Genomic DNA, 17,100 nt, shown 5'->3' with positions numbered 1-17,100 from the left:
TGTCTCCTAGTTGTCGGGTTTACCGATAGCGCCGGTCTTTGCCAGCTCGTCGATAGCCGCTGAATCATACCCTAGCGATTTCAGGACTTCCTCGGTATGTTCCCCTAATTTCGGGCCCACCCAGCGCGTCTGGCCAGGGGTTTCCGACAGCTTGGGAACCACCGCGGGCAGCTTGACCGGACTGCCGTCGGCCAGGCGATGCTGCTCGATCATGCCTCGCGCCAGGAACTGCGGATCGCTGAACATGTCGGCCACGCTGTAGATCTTGCCCACGGGCACATCGGCGCTCTTGAGCACGTCCAGCGCCGCTTCAATACCGCGCCCCGCGCACCATTGCTGGATGGCGCCGTCGATCTCGTCGACGCGGCGCGCGCGGCCATCGTTGCGCACCAGATCCGGATCTTCGGCGAGGTCGTCGCGGCCGATCGCGCGCATCAGGCGATGGAAGATCGCGTCGCCGTTGCCGGCGATCACGATGTTCTGCCCATCGCGGGTGGTGTAGGTGTTGGAGGGCACGATGCCGGGCAGCGCGCCGCCGGTGCGTTCGCGCACCACGCCGGCCACGTCGTACTCGGGGACCAGGCTTTCCATCATGTTGAACACGGCTTCGTAGAGCGCCACGTCCACCATCTGGCCCTGCCCCGCCCGGGATTCCTCGCCGGCCTTGCCATTCCAGCGTCCGCCGGTGGCGTCGCGATGGCGCAGCGCCATCATGGCGCCCATCACGCCGTGCAGCGCCGCGATGGAATCGCCGATCGATATGCCGACCCGCAGCGGCGGACGGTCGGGGTGGCCCGACACGTAGCGCAGCCCGCCCATGGATTCGCCGATGGCGCCGAAGCCGGGCTGGTCCTTCATCGGACCGGTCTGTCCATAGCCCGACAGGCGCACCATGATGAGCGCGGGATTGACGGCGCGCAGCGCCTCATAGCCCAAGCCCCACTTCTCGAGCACGCCGGGGCGGTAGTTCTCGACCACGACGTCGGCGTCCAGCGCCAGCTTGCGGGCGATCTCCTGCGCGCGCGGGTCTTTCAGATTGAGCGCGATGGATTGCTTGTTGCGGGCCTGCACCGTCCACCACAGGGAATTGCCCTCGTGCAGATGGCGCCAACTGCGGATGGGATCGCCGCCGCCGGTGCCGTCCGGCCCGTGCGGCGTTTCCACCTTGATGACGTCGGCGCCGAATTCGCCGAAGATGCGCGCGGCGAAGGGGCCGGCGATGAGCGTGCCGAGTTCCAGGACCTTCAGTCCGGTCAGCGCTGACATGGTTTGTCTTCCTCTCGTTCTCTTGCCTTGCCGGTACGTTGCCGGCAAGACGTTCCGATACCGCGGACGTCAGGTGGTCTTGCGCTCCATCAGCGCCCAGGCGATGGTGCCCGCGTCGACGTATTCCAGTTCGCTGCCGGCCGGCACGCCGCGCGCCAGGCGCGTGACCCGCAGGCCGCGCTCGCCCAGGGCTTCGCCCAGGAAGTGGGCGGTGGTCTCGCCTTCCGCGGTGAAGTTGGTCGCCAGGATGACCTCTTGCACCACGCCGTCGGTGGCCCGCTTGATCACGCGGTCGAAATCGAGTTCGCGCGGACCGATGCCTTCCAGCGGCGCCACCCGGCCCATCAGCACGTAGTACAGGCCACGGTAGCCGTGGCTGGACTCGATCATGTTCTGGTCGGCCGGCGTTTCCACGATGCACAGCAAGGAGGGATCGCGCTTGGGATTGGAGCAGGTGCCGCAGACCTCTTCTTCCGCGAAGCTGTTGCAGCGCGCGCAGTGCTTCAGATCGCGCACCGCGCCCGCCAGCGCCCGGCCCAGCATGTCCGCGCCTTGCGGGTCATGCTGCAACAGGTGATAGGCCATGCGCCGGGCCGAACGCACGCCCACGCCGGGCAGCCGCCGCAGCGCCTCGATCAGCGATACCAGCGGCTCGGGTTCAGGCAGTAACGGATCCATGGCGGCCTAGGACTGCGGCGATCAGAACGGCAGCTTCATGCCCGGGGGCAGCGGCATGCCGGCGGTCACCGATGCCATCTTTTCCTGGGAAGTCGCCTCGGCCTTGCGCAGCGCGTCGTTGAACGCGGCGGCAACCAGGTCTTCCAGCATGTCCTTGTCGTCGCCCAGCAGCGACGGGTCGATCACGACGCGCTTGACGTCGTGGCGGCAGGTCATGGTGACCTTCACCAAGCCGCCGCCGGAGGCGCCTTCGACCTGGATGTCGGCCAGCGCGTCTTGCGCCTTCTTCATGTTTTCCTGCATTTGCTGCGCCTGGCGCATCAGGCCGGCCAGTTGTCCTTTCATCATGATGGATGCTTCCTTGAACGAGGGGAATGAGAGATTGCCGCCCAATCAGGCGGCGGGGAGATCAACGTGGCGGATCGAGCCGGGCACGACCATGCCGCCAAAATCGGCCACCAGCGCTTGAACAAAAGGATCGACGGCCACCGCGTCTTCGGCCGCCAGTTGGCGTGCCGCGCGCTCGGCCTGCGCCACGGCATGCGCCGTGGCGTCGCCCGTGACGCCGACTTCCACGTCCAGACGTATGCCCTGCCCGAAATGTTCGCACAGCACGGTTTGCAGACGGACACGGCTTTCGCTTTCGGCAAGCGTCTTGACGGCCACGCGCAGAATGATTGCATCGCCCTGCACGCCGGCCCATTCGCTCTGGCGCGCCAGTTCCGCGGCCAGGCCGGTGACGGGCAGCCGCCCTGCCAGTTCCGGCCACAAAGCCGAGGTCATGTCCGCCATGCGGGCGCGCGACGAACGCTTGCGCGCGGGCGCCGGGCCGTCGCGCCGCGCGGGTGCGGAGGCCGGCTGCGATGCCGCGGACGGCGCGGTGGATGGCGTCGTGGCCAGGGTTTCGAAATCGTCGTCGGGGTCGGAGGTGAAGCCGCTTTCCGGCGCAAAGCCGCCTTCGGCTTCGAAGGGAATCTCTTCGTCGACCCAGGACGGGGGGCCGTCGGCATCGTCCGCCGCCGGAGCCGCCGCCACGGCAGCCACGGCGGGCGTCACCGCCAGCGCAGCCGAGCCTGCCAGCTTGCCGGACGCCGGCGCGGCGGAAGCGCTGGCCGGCAGATCTTCCCAGGGCGGCACGCTGCCGCTATCGGCGGCTTGCGGCACGGGAGGGGCTGCGGCGGGCTCGGGTGCCACCGGCGCGGCGGATGCCGCCATCACGGGAGCAGGGATGGGTTCGGCCGGCGCCGCCGCTTGCGCAGGCTCGGGCGCGGAAGCGGGAGCCGAAGGCGCCGACGCCGCGACAGCGGTCCCCGAAGGCGCGAGCGCTTCTACAGGGACGGAGGCGGGGACAGCGGATGGCTGGGCGGCAACCGGCGGGGTGGCCGGGACAGGCGCGACTGCGACGGCTTCGGCACCGGAGGCCGGGGCCGCGGCGGTCGTGGCCGCAGGAACCGTGGACGTAGGAACCGTGGCTGCGGGAGCCATTGCGGCAGGCGCTGAGGCAGGCGGCGGCGCGACGGCGGCTGTTGCCGCAGGCGCCGAAACGACGGTGGCGGTTGCGGCGGGTGCCGAGGCGGCAGGGGCCGGTGCGGCCGCGGGCGCCGCCGTGGCCAGCGCCGGTTCCGCCGTTTGGCGAGCGGGCGCGGCAGGCGCTTCCAGCACGGTTTGCGGGCCGGCGTCGCCATTGAGCGCCAGCATGCGCAGGCAAGCCATGATGAAGCCCGCGTATTCGTCGGGCGCCAGGGTCAGCTCACTGCGGCTGTGCACGGCCACGGAATAGAACAATTGCACCGCGTCCGGGTGCAGAACCTGCGCCAGACGCGCGATATCGCCCGCCAGCGGGTCTTCGGCAGGCGTGACGCCCGTCACGCGCTGTTCGATGGCCACGCGCGAGAGCAGCACGGCCAGGTCAGCCAGCGCGCCGGCATAGGACAGGCCGCGGATCGCAAGTTCATCCGCCACCGCCAGCACGCCCTTGGCGTCGCCCGTGGACAGCGCGTCCAGCAGGCGGACAAGATGGCGTTGGTCGATGGTGCCGAGCATGCCGCGCACGGCGTCCTCGGTCAGATTGCCGGCGCTGTAGGCAATGGCCTGGTCTGTCAGCGACAGCGCGTCGCGCATGGATCCCGAAGCCGCTTGCCCGATCAGGCGCAGCGCGGGCACCTCGAATCCCACGTCTTCCTGCCCCAGCACGGCTTGCAAATGGCCGACGATGGAGTCGGCGGGCATCTGCTTCAGGTTGAACTGCAGGCAGCGCGACAACACCGTCACCGGAATCTTCTGAGGATCGGTGGTGGCCAGGATGAATTTGACGTGGGGCGGAGGCTCTTCGAGCGTCTTGAGCATCGCATTGAACGCGTGCCCGGTCAGCATGTGGACTTCGTCGATCATGTAGACCTTGAAGCGTCCGGCGCCCGGCGCGTACACCGCCTGCTCCAGCAGCTGGGTCATTTCTTCGACGCCGCGGTTCGACGCCGCATCGAGCTCGAGGTAGTCGACGAAGCGCCCCGCATCGATCTCGGTGCAGGCGCGACAGACGCCGCAAGGCTTGGACGTGATGCCTGTTTCGCAATTGAGCGATTTCGCCAGAATGCGCGAGAGCGTGGTCTTGCCCACGCCGCGGGTTCCGGTGAACAGCCAGGCGTGATGCAGGCGTTGCGTGTCGAGCGCGTGGGTAAGCGCGCGCACCACGTGATCCTGCCCCACGAGGGTATCGAACGATCGCGGCCGCCACTTGCGGGCCAATACCAGATAAGTCATGGCTGGATTGTAGAGCCTGATTGTTGAACCCGTTGACCGGCGGGCTGAAATGCAAAGGGGACGGGCTTATTCCCGTGGAACGAATCCTTGGAAAATAACCCCGTCCCCCCTGAAAGCAAAGCGCCATGGGTTTAATCATGACGCCTTTGCTTTGAAGAATCCGGTTGGCGAGCCTTACTCCGGCACTGACCCTAAACGACTATGGCTGCTTCGTTCCCGACCTGACCAGGTTCACCGTCGAACCATGCGAAGGGGCCCGCCAGCCGAGATTCTAGCAGAGCTGCGCTTCGCGCGCTTGCTCGAATCTCGGCTGGCGGGCCCCGAGGGGCGGTATGTGGGCCCCCTCCCCGGCCCTCCCCCCGAGGGGGAGGGAGGCGGGCTTCGCTTCGCTGGCCCGGGCGGCTCGCTTCGCTTTGCCTTGCTTTTGCTAGATCTGCTTGGGGCTTGCGGGGGCGTCGCTGCGTTGTACGGGGGGCTTGCTTCGGTTTATCGCGCTTCGCTGGGTGGACTGCTTTTTTTGCCGGGTATCTACATTGTCAGGTCGATCCAGGCTCGGGCGCGGGGGAAGTAGAGGGCTGCGCGGGCGGAGCGGCCGTCCAGGGCCGTGACTTGCGTGCAGTAACGCAGCAGTTGCTCGCCGTGGCGCTGGCGCATGCGGGTTGCGAAGGCGGTGGGGGATTCGCCGGGGTGGGGGCGGCCCGTTTTGTAGTCGACGATCAGCCAGCCGTCTTCGGTGCTGAGGGCCAGGTCGATCACGGACACCTTGCCCGCGGCGTCGATCAGGGGCCACTCGCGGCGGGCGCCGGATTGCGATAGCAGCCACAGGCCCTGTTTGTCCGCGAGGGTTGCCTGCAGGGTTTCAAGCACTGCTTCCGATGCGGCGTCCGCCTGGCTTGCCGGGATGCCGGCGCGTGTCAGTTGGCGGCGCATGGCGGGCAGGCGCCGCGCCAGCGCATCGGCCGGCCAGGCGTGCACGCCGTCGTGTCCGATGCGCGCCAGCCATGCGTGGGCCAGCGTGCCGATGGCGGCGTCGTAGCCCGCCTCCAATTGCCAGGCGGGATGCTCGCCGCTGTCGCCCCAGGCTCCCCGGGTCGCGGTGCCGAAGCCGGGGCTGACCGTCACGTCGGCCAGGCGCGACAGCTGCGCTAGGCCCGCGCCGTCCACGCGGCGCAAGGGTTCGCCCTGCCATTCGGGCGCGTCGGAGGTTTCGGGCAGGGTTTCCCCATTCAGCGACGGCGGCACCGGCACGGACAGGCACGGCCAAAGGCGCCCCAACAGGCTGGCGGAGGGCGGCGTCTTGGGCTGGCCGCTGGCCTCGTCCACCGACACATGGCCCACCAGGTGCAGGCGCTTGCGCGCCCGCGTCGCGGCCACATACAGCAACCGGTCGATTTCATACGAGGCGCGCCGCGCCTCGCGCGCGCCCAGATAGCGCGACACCGGATCGGCCTCGGTTTCCGCCCGCGGCTTGACGGGGCCGAACAGCACGCGCCCCCCGCTCTGCTCGAAACGCACCAGCGGCGCCTGATCTCCGCGCGGCGCGCGGTGCAGGCCATACAGGATCACCGTTTCGAACTGCAGGCCCTTGGACTTGTGCATGGTCATGATCTCGACCGCGCCGTCCTCTTCGTCCGCGGCATCCGGCGCGGCGAACAGGCGAGAGATCCCCGCGTCCAGCGCGGCGACATCGATGCTGCCGTGCGGCGCCAGCCGCTCGACAAGCTGGAACAGGCTTTCCGCGTCGTTGGCGACGGACAGGCCCGCATACAGGCCCGGCCCGCCCAGGCGGCGCCACAGCGACTCGACCCACGCGGCGAACGGCATCGCGCCGGAGGCGTTGCGCTTGTCGAGCAGGACAGCCGCCACCTGGCGCAAGCGCGCGAACTCATCGGCGCCAAGCAAGGCCTGCGCGGAAGGCGATTCGGGTTCCGCCGGCGCGGCGTCGAACAGCGAGCCCTGCGGCGCCGCGTCCGCCGTCACCGCCGCGACTCGCGGAACAATGCGCAGCGCGCGTTCCAGCAAGACCGGCACCGGCGTGACGTGATCGTCGCCGAACAGGCGCTGCAGGGATGTCAGCGTCAGGCCGCAATACGGCGCGCGCAGCACCGACAGCCAGGCCAGGCGGTCGCCGGGGTGCGACAGCGCCCGCACAAGCTGCACCAGGTCCGCGACCACGGGCCGCAAGGCCAGCGGCACCAGATCCACGGCGCGGCAGCGGATGCCTTCCTGCGCGAGCCGCCGGGTCAGGTTGCCAAGATGGCTGCGCGCGCGCACCAGCACCGCCACGGGGTGCTTCGCGCCCTTGTATTCAGTCAGCGCCTGGCGCACCAGTCCCACCGCGATGTCCTCGGCCTGCGTCTCGGGCGAGACCGCGCCTTCACGCGACCAGGCCGGATGGAAGCACACCGCCGGATCGGGCAGGAGCGGGTGGAATGCGGTGGACGGGCTGTAGGCGATCGCGCCCGCGCTGGCATCGCTGCGCTTGGGCAGCAATTCCACGAACGAGCGGTTCACCCAATCCACGATGCCGGCCTGCGAACGGAAGTTGTCCGTCAGGTTCAGGAAATTCGGCTGCAATTCCCCCACGCCGATGTCGGCCACTTCAAGGAACAGGCCCACCTCCGCCTTGCGGAAGCGGTAGATCGACTGCATCGGATCCCCGACCAGGAACAGGCTGCGGCCGTCGCCCGCCTGCCAGCCGGAAGTCAGCGTGCGCAGCAGGTCCAGTTGCGTCTGGCTGGTGTCCTGGAATTCGTCGATGAGCAGATGGCGGATGGACGCATCCAGCTTGAGCAGCAGTTCGCCCGGGTCGTCGGCGCTGCCCAGCGCGGAAGCGGCGCGTTGCGAGATCTCGATGAAATCCACCTCGCCCTTGTCGGCGAAGCGCAGGCGCAACTGCGCCACGGCGAGCGCCAGGGTCATCAGTTGGGCGCCCAGCACTTCCCATTGCGCATCCGTGAAATGCGGCGCGGGGATATCGCGGACCGAATGCAGCCTGCGCACCCAGGCTGCCTGTCCGTCGGCGCCTTCCAGCCAGGCCACGAATGGCTCTTTGTGCGCGCACTTGGCGGGAAACCCGAGGGTCTTGGTGACTGTCTTGCGCAAGGTGCCCGTGCCGGTCAGCAGCAGATGCGCCACGGCGCGCCATGCGTCCAGCAGTTCGGCGTCGGGCGGCAATTCTTCCGTCCAGTCCAGCAGCGCCAGCAGCTTGTTGTCGTCGGCGCCGTCCTGCAGATGGGCGGCCGCCAGGCGCGCCGGACCGCACAGCGCTTCGGCCCACCCGTAAGGCATGGCGGCGCTCAGCGCGTCCAGGTCTTCGCCGATGGCTTCGGCCAGCGTGGCCTCCATCGCTTCGCGGTCGGAACCGTGGCGCAGCAACGGCAGCCATTGGTCGCGCTGTCCCAGCATGTCCGCGATGGCGTCCTTGGCCGCCTGCACGTCCACGTCCAGGTGCTTGAGCAGAATGCGCACGGCCTCGTAATCGTCGGCCAGGTCCAGCGTGGCGCGGGCGGCGGCCTCGTAGTGCGAGCGGGCATCGTCGGTGATGTCCGGCATGCCGCCCAGTTCCGACAGCCAGGGCATGCTGCGCACCAGCCCCGCGCAGAAGGAATCGATGGTGCGGATGGCCAGGCGCGCCGGGTGGTCCAGCAGATGCCAGCCCAGCTCCGCATTGCGCGCCAGCGCCGCACGGGCCAATTCCCAGCTTCGGCGTTCGTGCCGGGCCTGCGGCGGCGCATCCAGGCCGCGCCGCAGTTTGCTGAGCACGCGCGCATGCATCTCGGAGGCGGCCTTGCGCGTGAACGTGATCGCGACGATTTCTTCGGGACGGTTCACCGTGGCCAGCAAGGCCAGGATGCGGTCGGTCAGCAGCTCGGTCTTGCCCGAACCCGCGGGGGCCTGGACCAGGAATGAGCGCGCCGGGTCCAGCGCATCGGCGCGGGCGGCGTGGTCCTGCGGCAAGCGTTCTGTGTCAGCCATGGCTTATGCGTCCTCGTCGTCCAGATGCAGACGCAGGAACGGCAATGCATCGCAGTATTTCAGGTCATCCCGGCGGTAGGCCACATTGGCCGCATACCCCGCGACATATTCATCGGCAAGCGCCTCGATCGCCACGCGCCAGCGCTGGCGGATCTCTGGCCACGACAGCCCGTCGAAGTACTTGCTTTCACTGGCCAGGGTCACGCCCGGCATGCCCAGGTCTTCGTCGGCCAGGCCTTGCGCGGCGACCTGCCGCGCATGGATCTGCGCCAGCACCAGGCCCGCGGCTTCGCCGCCGGCGGCATCGGCCAGCACGGATGCGTAGAACGGTAGCTGGACATTCACGGGCCGGCTGCGCGACCAGTCCGGTTCGGGCTTGGCGGCGGCCACGCCGGTCTTGTAGTCGACGATGACGCTGCGGCCGTCGGCCAGGCTGTCGATACGGTCCAGCCGCAGCTTCAGGCTGAGCGCGCCCCGCTGCCATTGATGGTTTTTTTCCACTTGCGCCACCGCGAACGGCAGGCGCTGCGCTTCCATGTCCAGCCAGGACGACAGCACGGCCTGGGCGCGCTGGCATTCCAGTGCGCGCAAGGCTGGCGAATAGTCCTTGAGCTCTTCATCCGCGGCCTGCGCCACGGCCTGTTCCAGCAAGGCGGACAGACGGCCGGTGGCGAGCAACTCATGCAGCGTTTCCTGGTCGGGCATCATGCCCCACACCAGTTCCAGCGCCTTGTGCAGGAACTGGCCGCGCACGTTCACGGTGGCCGCGTCCGCGTAGGGAGCCAGCTCGCGTCCGCCCAGGCGGTGGCGCACGAAGGCCCACAGCGGATTGCGCGCCTGCGTGTCCAGCACGTCCAGGCCGCCGCCGCCCCGGTTGCCCGCGGCCAGCGGCGGCCCGCGGGTGTCGTCCAGCGCTTCCTGCGGCAAGCTCGCCTGATCGTCGGCTCGGGCCGGCGTCCAGTTCGACAAGGCCGTCGCGGCAATCAGGGGCGACGGGCGCAACTCGCGTTCGCCATCCATGTGGGAGTGGCTGACGATGATTTCGGGCGCGCATCGGCACAGCGCCGCGTACATGCCTTCGGCCCATTCGCGTTCGCGTTCGGGCGTGGCCCGTGGCGCCCTGGCCTGGCGCAACACCACCAGCGGCAGCAACGGGTTGGGCTTGGGCGAAGCGGGCAGCACGTCGTCCGTCAGGCCCAGCATCCACACGCCGTCCCAGGAGCCGCCTTCGGCTTCCAGCAGGCCCAGCACGTCCAGGCGCGCCAGGGGATCGCGCTGCGGCTGGAACGAGGACGAACGCGCCACGCTTTCCAGCAGGTTCACGGCGGCCACGCCGCCCAGACGGCCGGCGGCCGGCGCCAGCGCCGAAAAGCTGCCCAGGGCGTCGCCCAGCGCGCCCATCACCTGATAGCCCACGCTGTCCAGCGCGGCTTCGCCGGGGAAGCCCAGCGCCATCAGCGCGGCCTTCATGCGCAGCATCCAGACATCGCACGTGGCCTGGCGGCCGCCTTGCGTCCAGATTTCGGTGGCCTGGTTCCAGGCCTGCGCCAGCGAGGGAAGATCGGCCAGCAGTCTGCGCCAGTCCTGGGCGCTCACGTGCAGCCTGGCCTGACGGCGCCAGCGCGCATCGATCGCCGCCAGTCCCGCCCGGTGCCGCACATCGCCGGCGCAATGCCCCGCCAGCAAGGCGGCGCCCAACACGTCGACGCCGCATCCCTTGCCCGGCGCGCATTCGGCCAAGGCGCGCAGCCATGCCAGCGCGGCGCGCGCCATCGGCCATTCATCCAGCGGCCGCCCCACGGCGACGTTGAACGCGAGGGCGGGCGCGCCGTCGCGTCCGGCCAGGGCCTGGCTGAGCACGCGCCGCGCAAAGGGCGATTCCGCCTCCAGTTGGGGCGATACGATGGCGTAGCGGCCAGCGGGATGCGCCTTCATCTGGCCGGCGGCCCAGGCGGCCGCGGCGCGCCACTCCGCGCCCTGATCGGCGGCTTCATAGCGTGTGGCGACGGTTTCCACGCGCTGGGCGTCGCGCCATTGCGCCACGTCCGTGCCCTGTGCCTCGAATGCGCGCAGCAGGCGCTGAAAGCGCGGCGAGATGTCCGTGAATCCGGCCAGCACCAGTTGCCGGGGCGTGGCCAGCCGGCCGCCTTCCAGCGCCCTGAGTACGCGCGCGTAGCCTTGGTTCGCGTCTTCGGCATCGATACCGGCCAGCGTCTGGCGATAACGCACGCGCCACTTTGCAAAACCGCGATATTCGTCGGTATCCGCGCCCGAAGGCACCTGCAGTTCCCATTCGTCCATCAGCAGGTCGGCGTCCATCGACAGCCGCGCGGCCTGGCTGGCGTCCAGCAGCACGCGTTCGGCCTCTTCGGCGCGGATCGCTTCCGTCCACACCAGCTGCGTGGCAAAACTGTCGAGGCGGTAGGCGGGCACGTCGTCGTCCGCCTCGAACGCAAGTTCGTTGGCGGATTCGGCGAGCCAGGCGGACAGCGGCAGGATGCGCGGCAGTTCGCTGACCTGGCGCTCCTGGCGCAACAGCCCGGCCAATTCAAGCGTGAGCCGGCGCGACAAGCGGTTGTTGACCGTCAGCACCAGCGTATCGGCGGCGGGCAGGCCGGCGATGTCCGGCAGCGATAGATCGGAATAGGAAGACGATTCGTCCTGCATGGGCACCTGAGCGGCAAAAAAAAAGGCGGAGATTTTCTCCGCCGTAGGATACCGCGAGCCGTGCGGAGAAATAAGGCTAGAAACCGCAGAGGGCAGCCAGGTTTTCCCAGTGGATCTGCATTTCGGGCGTGGTATAGCCCCAGAACGCCAGGCCAAGCACGGCCGCCAGCGCCAGCACGCCAGCCGCGCGCCAGCCGCGATGGCGGCGGGTGGCGGGTGGCGGGGCGAGATGCGGCGCGGGCGTCATGGCGGGTTCCTTGGTGAACACGGGCCGGGCTCAGGCCGCGGCCGGCTGGGCCGGAGTCACCGGCTGTTCGCGCACGGGCAGGCACAGCAATGCCGCGACGACGGCCAATATCACACCCAGCCACCAGACCAGATCGTAGTTGCCCGTCTTGGCGTAGGCGTAGCCGCCCAGCCAGACGCCGATAAAGCTGCCCAACTGGTGGCCCAGGAAAACGATGCCGGACAAGGTGGCGGCATAGCGCAAGCCGTAGATCTGGCCGATGAGCCCCTGCGTCAGCGGCACGGTGCCCAGCCAGAACAGCCCCATCCATGCCGCGAACGCATACAGCACCCATGGTGACAGCGGCATCGACAGCAGCAGCAGGATGCCGAACGCCCGCATGAAATAGACCACGGCCAGCAGGCGCTTCTTGCTGTACTTGCCGCCCAGCTTGCCCGCGTAGAACGAACCCACGACGTTGAACAAGCCGATCAGCGCGATCGCGGTGGCGCCCTGCCCGGCCGTCAAACCGCCGTCGGTCACGTAGGCCGGCAAGTGCAGCGTGATGAATGCCGTATGGAAGCCACAGACAAAATAGCTCCAGAACAAAAAGTGGAACGAGGGGTGGCGCACGGCCTGCTTGACGGCCGAGGCCAGCGATTGCTGCGGCCCGGAATGCGCCTGCGGACGGCCGCGCAGAAAATACGCCAGCGGCGCCGCGCAAGCCACGAAGAGCGACAGCACCCACAGCGCGCCCGACCAGTCCAGCCCGCTGATCAGCAACTGGCCGGTAGGCACGACGGCGAACTGGCCCAGCGACCCGCCCGCGCTGGCGATGCCCATCGCCGTGCTGCGGTAGGCGGGCGGCACGGCGCGCGCCACGACCGGCAGAATCACGGGAAACGTGGTGCCCGCCTGCCCCAGCCCGACCAGCACCCCGGCGCTCAGGTAGAGCGTGGCCTCGTCGGTGGCGAAACGCGTGCCGATCATGCCCAGCATGTACAGCACCGCGCCCAACGCGATCGTGCGGCCCGATCCGTAGCGGTCGGCCAGGATGCCCATGAAGATGCACGCCACGCCCCACACCAGGTTCTGCAAGGCGAACGCCATGGAGAACACTTCGCGGCCCCACCCGTGCGCCAGGCCCATGGGCTGCATGAACAGGCCAAAGGTGGCGCGCACGCCCATGGCAAGCAGCACGACCAGGGTGCCCAAGACTATGGTGCGTGCGGAAATCGTATCGGTTTGACTGGACATGAAACCCGTGTCTCGTTGTTTTTGGGTTTGCGCCCCCTCCTCGGGGCGGCCCGGCGCGGTGGCCAGGCACGGACATCATATACAAAGCGCGTCGTCGCATCCGGAGTATCCCTGCTGGCGCATCGCTATTTGAGCCTCCGCCGCGACCGCTTTTCGTCCCGTCCGTCGCCGTAATGCCGTCACGGCCATTCCGCCCGCTCGGGGCGCCCGAATATAGTTGATATTATCAACCAGTTAATAGAAAATGGCGTTTTCCAAGACAGGCAAGGCCATGACTCTGCAAACTCCGCTGACCCGGCTGCTGGGTACCCGCTATCCCATCATCCAAGGTGGCATGAGCTGGGCATCGTCCAACGCAGCGCTGGCGCTGGCCGTGTCCCGCGCGGGCGGCCTGGGTGTGATCGCCGCGGGCCCCATGTATCCGGAAGCCCTGCTCGCCGCGGTGCGCGAAGTGCGGCGCGGCACCGACGCGCCCTTCGCCGTCAATATCCCCCTCTACAACAAGCGCGCCCAGGAACACATGGATATCGCCATCGCGGAGGGCGTGCCAGTGATCATCGCCTCCCAGGGTGGCCCGCAAAAGCATATCGGCCGCGCGCGCGACGCCGGCATCAAATGGCTGCAAGTCGTGGCCAGTCCGGTGCACGCGGAAAAAGCGCAGGCGGCGGGCGTGGACGCCGTGATCGCCGTGGGCCTGGAAGCCGGCGGACACCCCGGCCCTGACGAAATCGGCCTGCAAGTGCTGCTGCGCGCCACCGTGCGCCGTGTGACGCTGCCCGTCGTGGCGGCCGGCGGCATCGCCGACGGCGCTGGCATCGCCGCCGCCCTGTGCCTGGGCGCGGCCGGCGCGCAGCTGGGCACGCGCTTTTTGCTGACGCCCGAGGCGGGCGTCCACGCCGCTTACAAGGCCGCCGTGCTGGCAGCCGGCGTGGCCGACACCACCCTGGTGGGCCGCGGCCGATCGCCCGTGCGCATGCTGCGCAATACATTTGCCCGCCAATACCTGACCGCGGAACACGCCGTCGACGATACCGCGCTTGACGCGCTCTTCGCGGGCAGTTCGCTCAAGCAGGCCGCGCTGGACGGCGACATCGAAGGCGGCAAGGTCGAGGCTGGCCAAAGTGCCGGGCTGATCGACAGCCTGCAACCCGCCGGCGCGGTGGTGCAGCAGCTTGTGGACGAAACCCGCGAGGCCCTGACGCGCGCCGCCGCGCTGGCGGGCTGAGGCGCCCCGCCCGCCAACAACAAGCCGCCCGATGGGCGGCTTGTTGTTGGCGGGCGGGCGTGATCTGTTTCACGCCCTACTTCTTCGTCAAACCCGCCGATTCCACCAGCTTGCGCATCGCCGCCTGATCCTTTTCCACGAACTCGGTCGCTTGCTGCGACGTCATGCTCCACAGGTCCACACCCTGCGCCTGCATCAGCTTGCGGTATTCCGGATCGCCATTGACCCGGCCCACGGCCTCGTTCAGCCGCTGCAGCACATCCGCGGGCGTGCCTTTCGGCGCGGCCAGGCTGTACCAGGACGCGGACTCCGCGCCCGTAACCCCCGACTCGGCCAGCGTCGGCACGTCGGGCATCAGCGGCGACCGTTTGTCGTTGGCGTAGGCCAGCGCCTTCAGCCGTCCGCTGCGGATGAATTGCAGGCTCGCCGCCAGGTTCAGCACGGCAATATCCACCTGTCCGCCCACCAGATCGTTGATGGCCGGCGCCGCGCCGCCATACGGGATGTGCTCGATTTCCACGCCCGCCCGCTGCCGGAACAGCTCGCCGCCCAAATGCGGGGAGCTGCCCGGTCCCGCGGACGCGTAGTTGATCTTGCCGGGCTCCTTGCGCGCCTTCGCAATCAGGTCGCTCACGCTGCCGACGTTCAGCGTGGGCCGCGCCACCAGCATGTTTGGCTGGTTGGCGACGATGGACACAAAGGCGAAATCCTTGATGCCGTCGTAGGGCGTGCGCTGCATGAGTGGCGTCACCACGTGCGCGGCCGACGTGCCGAGCAGCAAGGTGTAGCCATCGGGCTTGGCGCGCGCCACGACGTTGGCGCCGATCGCCGCGCCGCCACCCGCCTTGTTCTCCACGATCACGGGCTTGCCCAATTGCTTTTCCAGTTCGCGCGCCAAAGCGCGTCCCAGCACATCGGCGGGGCCGCCCGCGGCGTACGGATTGACCAGCGTGATCGGCTGGGACGGATAGGGCTCGACGGCACCCGCCGCCGTGCTTAGCGCAGCGACGGCCAAGCCGCAGTACAGACGCTTGATGATCTTCATAGTCTTGTCTCCTGAATCTTGGTTTTTTGTATGAGGGGGTGAAGTGTTGCTAGATGGCGCCCTCGGCGCGCAATGCCTGGATCTCGGCTGCCGTCAGGCCCAACTGTGACGTCAGCACCTGGTCGGTGTGTTCTCCAAGCAAAGGGGGGCGTTCCAGGCTCGGGTCTTCATACCCCTGGAACTTGAACGGCACGGGTACCGCACCGAAGCGGCCGATGGATGGATGCTCGTAGCTGGACACCATGCCGCGCGCCAGCACATGCTCGTTGTGCAGGATCTCTTCCACATCCAGGATGGGACCCGCCGGCACGCCCGCGGCATCGCAGCGGCGGCATAGTTCGTCACGCGTCAAGCTGGCCGCCGCGGCGGCCAGGCCAGCCATGACCTCGTCGCGGCGCGCCACCCGCACGGCATTGCGCGCCAGATCCGGGTCGGCCGCCCATTGCGGCAGGCCGAGTGCCTCGCACAGGGGTTTCCAATGCTGGTCGCTGCCGGTGATCTGCACCCAGCGTCCGTCGCTGCATTCGAACGCGGCCGACGGCACCCGTCCCGGGTGTTCGGTCCCCAGACGCGGTGGCACTTCGCCCAGTGCGAAATAACGGGCCGCCGCCAGCGACAGCAAGCCGACCTGCCCATCCAGCATCGAAAAATCGATGTGGCAGCCCTGCCCCGACCGCGCCCGCCCCACCAGGGCCGACAGGATGCCGATGGCAGCCCAGAGCCCCGAGGTCAGGTCACCGATAGGCAGGCCTGGCTTGACCGGGCCGCCGCCCCGCTCGCCGGTCAGGCTCATGATGCCGCCCATCGCCTGGAACACCGTGTCATAACCCTTGCGCGGCGCATAGGGCCCCGTCATGCCAAAGCCCGTGCACGAAAAATAGATCAGTCCGGGATTGCCGGGCGCGATCGTCTCCCGGTCCAGCCCGTACTTGGCCAACGTGCCGACCGGAAAATTCTCCACCACGACATCGCTCTTCTCGGCCAGCCGGCGGATCAAGGCCTGCCCGGCCGGCTGGCGGAAGTTCACGGTGATCGACTGCTTGCTGCGATTGAACGCCAGGTAGTAGGCGGATTCCGTGCCGCCCTCTCCTTGTACCCGCGGCTCGAAGCCGCGGGTTTCATCGCCCGTGCCAGGCTGCTCGACCTTGATGACTGTCGCCCCCAGCTCGGCCAGGATCATCGACGCGAACGGGCACGCCAGCACACGGGACAAATCCAGAATGGTCACGCCATCCAGCGGCCTCATCGCGCAGCCCCCTGGCGAAAGCCCCGCATGATCACATTGGCATCGCGGCCGACGCCCAGCGCCTCGGCCAGGCCCAGATCCGCCGCACGGTGAAAGGCGCGCTTGGTCAGCCCCATGGCGGCGGGCTCCCAGCCCGCCAGCCGCGTGGCCATGCTCATGGCGGCGTCCAGCACCTGCCCGGCAGGCAGCGTGCGATTGGCGATGCCCAGTTCCAGCGCCCGGGCGCCATCGATCGGCTCGGCCATCGCCACCAGCTCGAAGGCATGCTTTCGGCCCACCTGCCGCACCAGATTCGCCATGACCACCGCGGCCACGATGCCATGCCGCAGTTCGGGATAGCCGAAGCGCACGTCGTCGGCCATGACCGCCAGGTCGCAAGCCAGCGCCAGCCCGGCGCCGCCGCCCAGCGCATTGCCATGCACAGCCGCGACGACGGGCTTGGCCATGCGCGAGAACACCAGATGCAGATCAGTGGTCAGATCCGCACGGCTCAGGACGGCCTGGGGCTGCTCCATTGTCAGCCCCGAAAATTCGCTCGTGTCCGCACCCGCGCAGAATGACTTGCCGTTCCCGGTCAACACCACGGCGCGCACCGACGCGTCGCGATCCGACTGCTGCAGCGCTTCCAGCAAACCGGTGGTCAGCGCAGTGTTGAGCGCGTTGTGCTTTTCCGGGCGATTCAGCCGCAGCAGGCGCACGGCACCCTGGTTTTCAACGATAAGTTCCGACATGGCACGCGTCCTTCTCAAAAG

General features: G+C 68.5%; 12 protein-coding genes and 1 other RNA gene. 1 reads left to right on the top strand and 12 read right to left on the bottom strand.

Annotated elements, in window-relative coordinates:
- Positions 1 to 6 precede the first annotated feature (6 nt).
- The 9 genes from ASE30_RS06535 to ASE30_RS06500 all read right to left on the bottom strand — a co-directional run bounded on the left by ASE30_RS06535 (position 7) and on the right by ASE30_RS06500 (position 12,832).
- Positions 7 to 1,266, bottom strand: coding sequence for a CaiB/BaiF CoA-transferase family protein (locus tag ASE30_RS06535; protein WP_057283493.1), 1,260 nt, complete (start codon positions 1,264 to 1,266; stop codon positions 7 to 9).
- A 69-nt stretch (positions 1,267 to 1,335) separates the two neighbouring features.
- Positions 1,336 to 1,944 carry a recombination mediator RecR gene (recR, locus tag ASE30_RS06530; protein ID WP_057283492.1) on the bottom strand — a complete coding sequence of 203 codons (609 nt, stop codon included), beginning with the start codon at positions 1,942 to 1,944 and terminating at the stop codon, positions 1,336 to 1,338.
- Positions 1,945 to 1,965: 21 nt separating this feature from the next.
- Entirely contained in the window at positions 1,966 to 2,292 is a 327-nt protein-coding gene (locus ASE30_RS06525) for a YbaB/EbfC family nucleoid-associated protein (RefSeq protein WP_057283582.1), read from the bottom strand.
- A 45-nt stretch (positions 2,293 to 2,337) separates the two neighbouring features.
- Positions 2,338 to 4,704, bottom strand: coding sequence for a DNA polymerase III subunit gamma/tau (gene dnaX / locus ASE30_RS06520; RefSeq protein WP_057283491.1), 2,367 nt, complete (start codon positions 4,702 to 4,704; stop codon positions 2,338 to 2,340).
- 163 nt (positions 4,705 to 4,867) lie between these two features.
- An RNA gene (ffs, locus tag ASE30_RS28385) (signal recognition particle sRNA small type) lies at positions 4,868 to 4,965 on the bottom strand.
- Positions 4,966 to 5,232: 267 nt separating this feature from the next.
- Positions 5,233 to 8,682 carry an exodeoxyribonuclease V subunit beta gene (locus ASE30_RS06515; protein WP_057283490.1) on the bottom strand — a complete coding sequence of 1,150 codons (3,450 nt, stop codon included), beginning with the start codon at positions 8,680 to 8,682 and terminating at the stop codon, positions 5,233 to 5,235.
- Positions 8,683 to 8,685: 3 nt separating this feature from the next.
- Positions 8,686 to 11,349 carry a PD-(D/E)XK nuclease family protein gene (locus ASE30_RS06510; RefSeq protein WP_057283489.1) on the bottom strand — a complete coding sequence of 888 codons (2,664 nt, stop codon included), beginning with the start codon at positions 11,347 to 11,349 and terminating at the stop codon, positions 8,686 to 8,688.
- A gap of 76 nt (positions 11,350 to 11,425) precedes the next feature.
- A complete protein-coding gene (locus ASE30_RS06505) occupies positions 11,426 to 11,617 on the bottom strand; it encodes a hypothetical protein (protein ID WP_057283488.1) in 192 nt (63 codons plus the stop codon).
- Between the two features lie 9 nt (positions 11,618 to 11,626).
- On the bottom strand, positions 11,627 to 12,832 hold the full coding sequence (locus ASE30_RS06500) for an MFS transporter (protein WP_057283487.1): 1,206 nt from the start codon (positions 12,830 to 12,832) through the stop codon (positions 11,627 to 11,629).
- Between the two features lie 271 nt (positions 12,833 to 13,103).
- Here ASE30_RS06500 and ASE30_RS06495 point away from each other — a divergent pair, with 271 nt between their 5' ends.
- Positions 13,104 to 14,057, top strand: coding sequence for a nitronate monooxygenase family protein (locus ASE30_RS06495; RefSeq protein ID WP_057283581.1), 954 nt, complete (start codon positions 13,104 to 13,106; stop codon positions 14,055 to 14,057).
- Between the two features lie 76 nt (positions 14,058 to 14,133).
- Here the strand turns inward: ASE30_RS06495 and ASE30_RS06490 are convergent, their stop codons facing one another.
- From ASE30_RS06490 to ASE30_RS06480, 3 genes are read right to left on the bottom strand one after another with little or no spacing between them, the layout of a single operon-like run.
- A complete protein-coding gene (locus tag ASE30_RS06490; RefSeq protein ID WP_057283486.1) occupies positions 14,134 to 15,102 on the bottom strand; it encodes a tripartite tricarboxylate transporter substrate binding protein in 969 nt (322 codons plus the stop codon).
- A 49-nt stretch (positions 15,103 to 15,151) separates the two neighbouring features.
- Positions 15,152 to 16,348, bottom strand: coding sequence for a CaiB/BaiF CoA-transferase family protein (locus tag ASE30_RS06485; protein ID WP_057283485.1), 1,197 nt, complete (start codon positions 16,346 to 16,348; stop codon positions 15,152 to 15,154).
- Positions 16,345 to 17,079, bottom strand: coding sequence for an enoyl-CoA hydratase/isomerase family protein (locus tag ASE30_RS06480; RefSeq protein WP_057283484.1), 735 nt, complete (start codon positions 17,077 to 17,079; stop codon positions 16,345 to 16,347). The genes ASE30_RS06485 and ASE30_RS06480 overlap by 4 nt, the downstream gene beginning before the upstream one ends.
- Positions 17,080 to 17,100: the final 21 nt, after the last annotated feature.

The organism is Achromobacter sp. Root83, from assembly GCF_001428845.1.
Classification (GTDB): domain Bacteria; phylum Pseudomonadota; class Gammaproteobacteria; order Burkholderiales; family Burkholderiaceae_B; genus Achromobacter.
Note: the sequence above shows the minus strand (reverse complement) of the source record. Positions and strands in the feature narration are given on the sequence as shown.

What these genes read in the sequence shown, in the direction of transcription:
- ASE30_RS06535 (WP_057283493.1), bottom strand. Translation starts at nt 1,266, where the DNA reads ATGTCAGCGCTGACCGGACTGAAGGTCCTGGAACTCGGCACGCTCATC.
- recR (WP_057283492.1), bottom strand. Translation starts at nt 1,944, where the DNA reads ATGGATCCGTTACTGCCTGAACCCGAGCCGCTGGTATCGCTGATCGAG.
- ASE30_RS06525 (WP_057283582.1), bottom strand. Translation starts at nt 2,292, where the DNA reads ATGATGAAAGGACAACTGGCCGGCCTGATGCGCCAGGCGCAGCAAATG.
- dnaX (WP_057283491.1), bottom strand. Translation starts at nt 4,704, where the DNA reads ATGACTTATCTGGTATTGGCCCGCAAGTGGCGGCCGCGATCGTTCGAT.
- ASE30_RS06515 (WP_057283490.1), bottom strand. Translation starts at nt 8,682, where the DNA reads ATGGCTGACACAGAACGCTTGCCGCAGGACCACGCCGCCCGCGCCGAT.
- ASE30_RS06510 (WP_057283489.1), bottom strand. Translation starts at nt 11,349, where the DNA reads ATGCAGGACGAATCGTCTTCCTATTCCGATCTATCGCTGCCGGACATC.
- ASE30_RS06500 (WP_057283487.1), bottom strand. Translation starts at nt 12,832, where the DNA reads ATGTCCAGTCAAACCGATACGATTTCCGCACGCACCATAGTCTTGGGC.
- ASE30_RS06495 (WP_057283581.1), top strand. Translation starts at nt 13,104, where the DNA reads ATGACTCTGCAAACTCCGCTGACCCGGCTGCTGGGTACCCGCTATCCC.
- ASE30_RS06490 (WP_057283486.1), bottom strand. Translation starts at nt 15,102, where the DNA reads ATGAAGATCATCAAGCGTCTGTACTGCGGCTTGGCCGTCGCTGCGCTA.
- ASE30_RS06485 (WP_057283485.1), bottom strand. Translation starts at nt 16,348, where the DNA reads ATGAGGCCGCTGGATGGCGTGACCATTCTGGATTTGTCCCGTGTGCTG.
- ASE30_RS06480 (WP_057283484.1), bottom strand. Translation starts at nt 17,079, where the DNA reads ATGTCGGAACTTATCGTTGAAAACCAGGGTGCCGTGCGCCTGCTGCGG.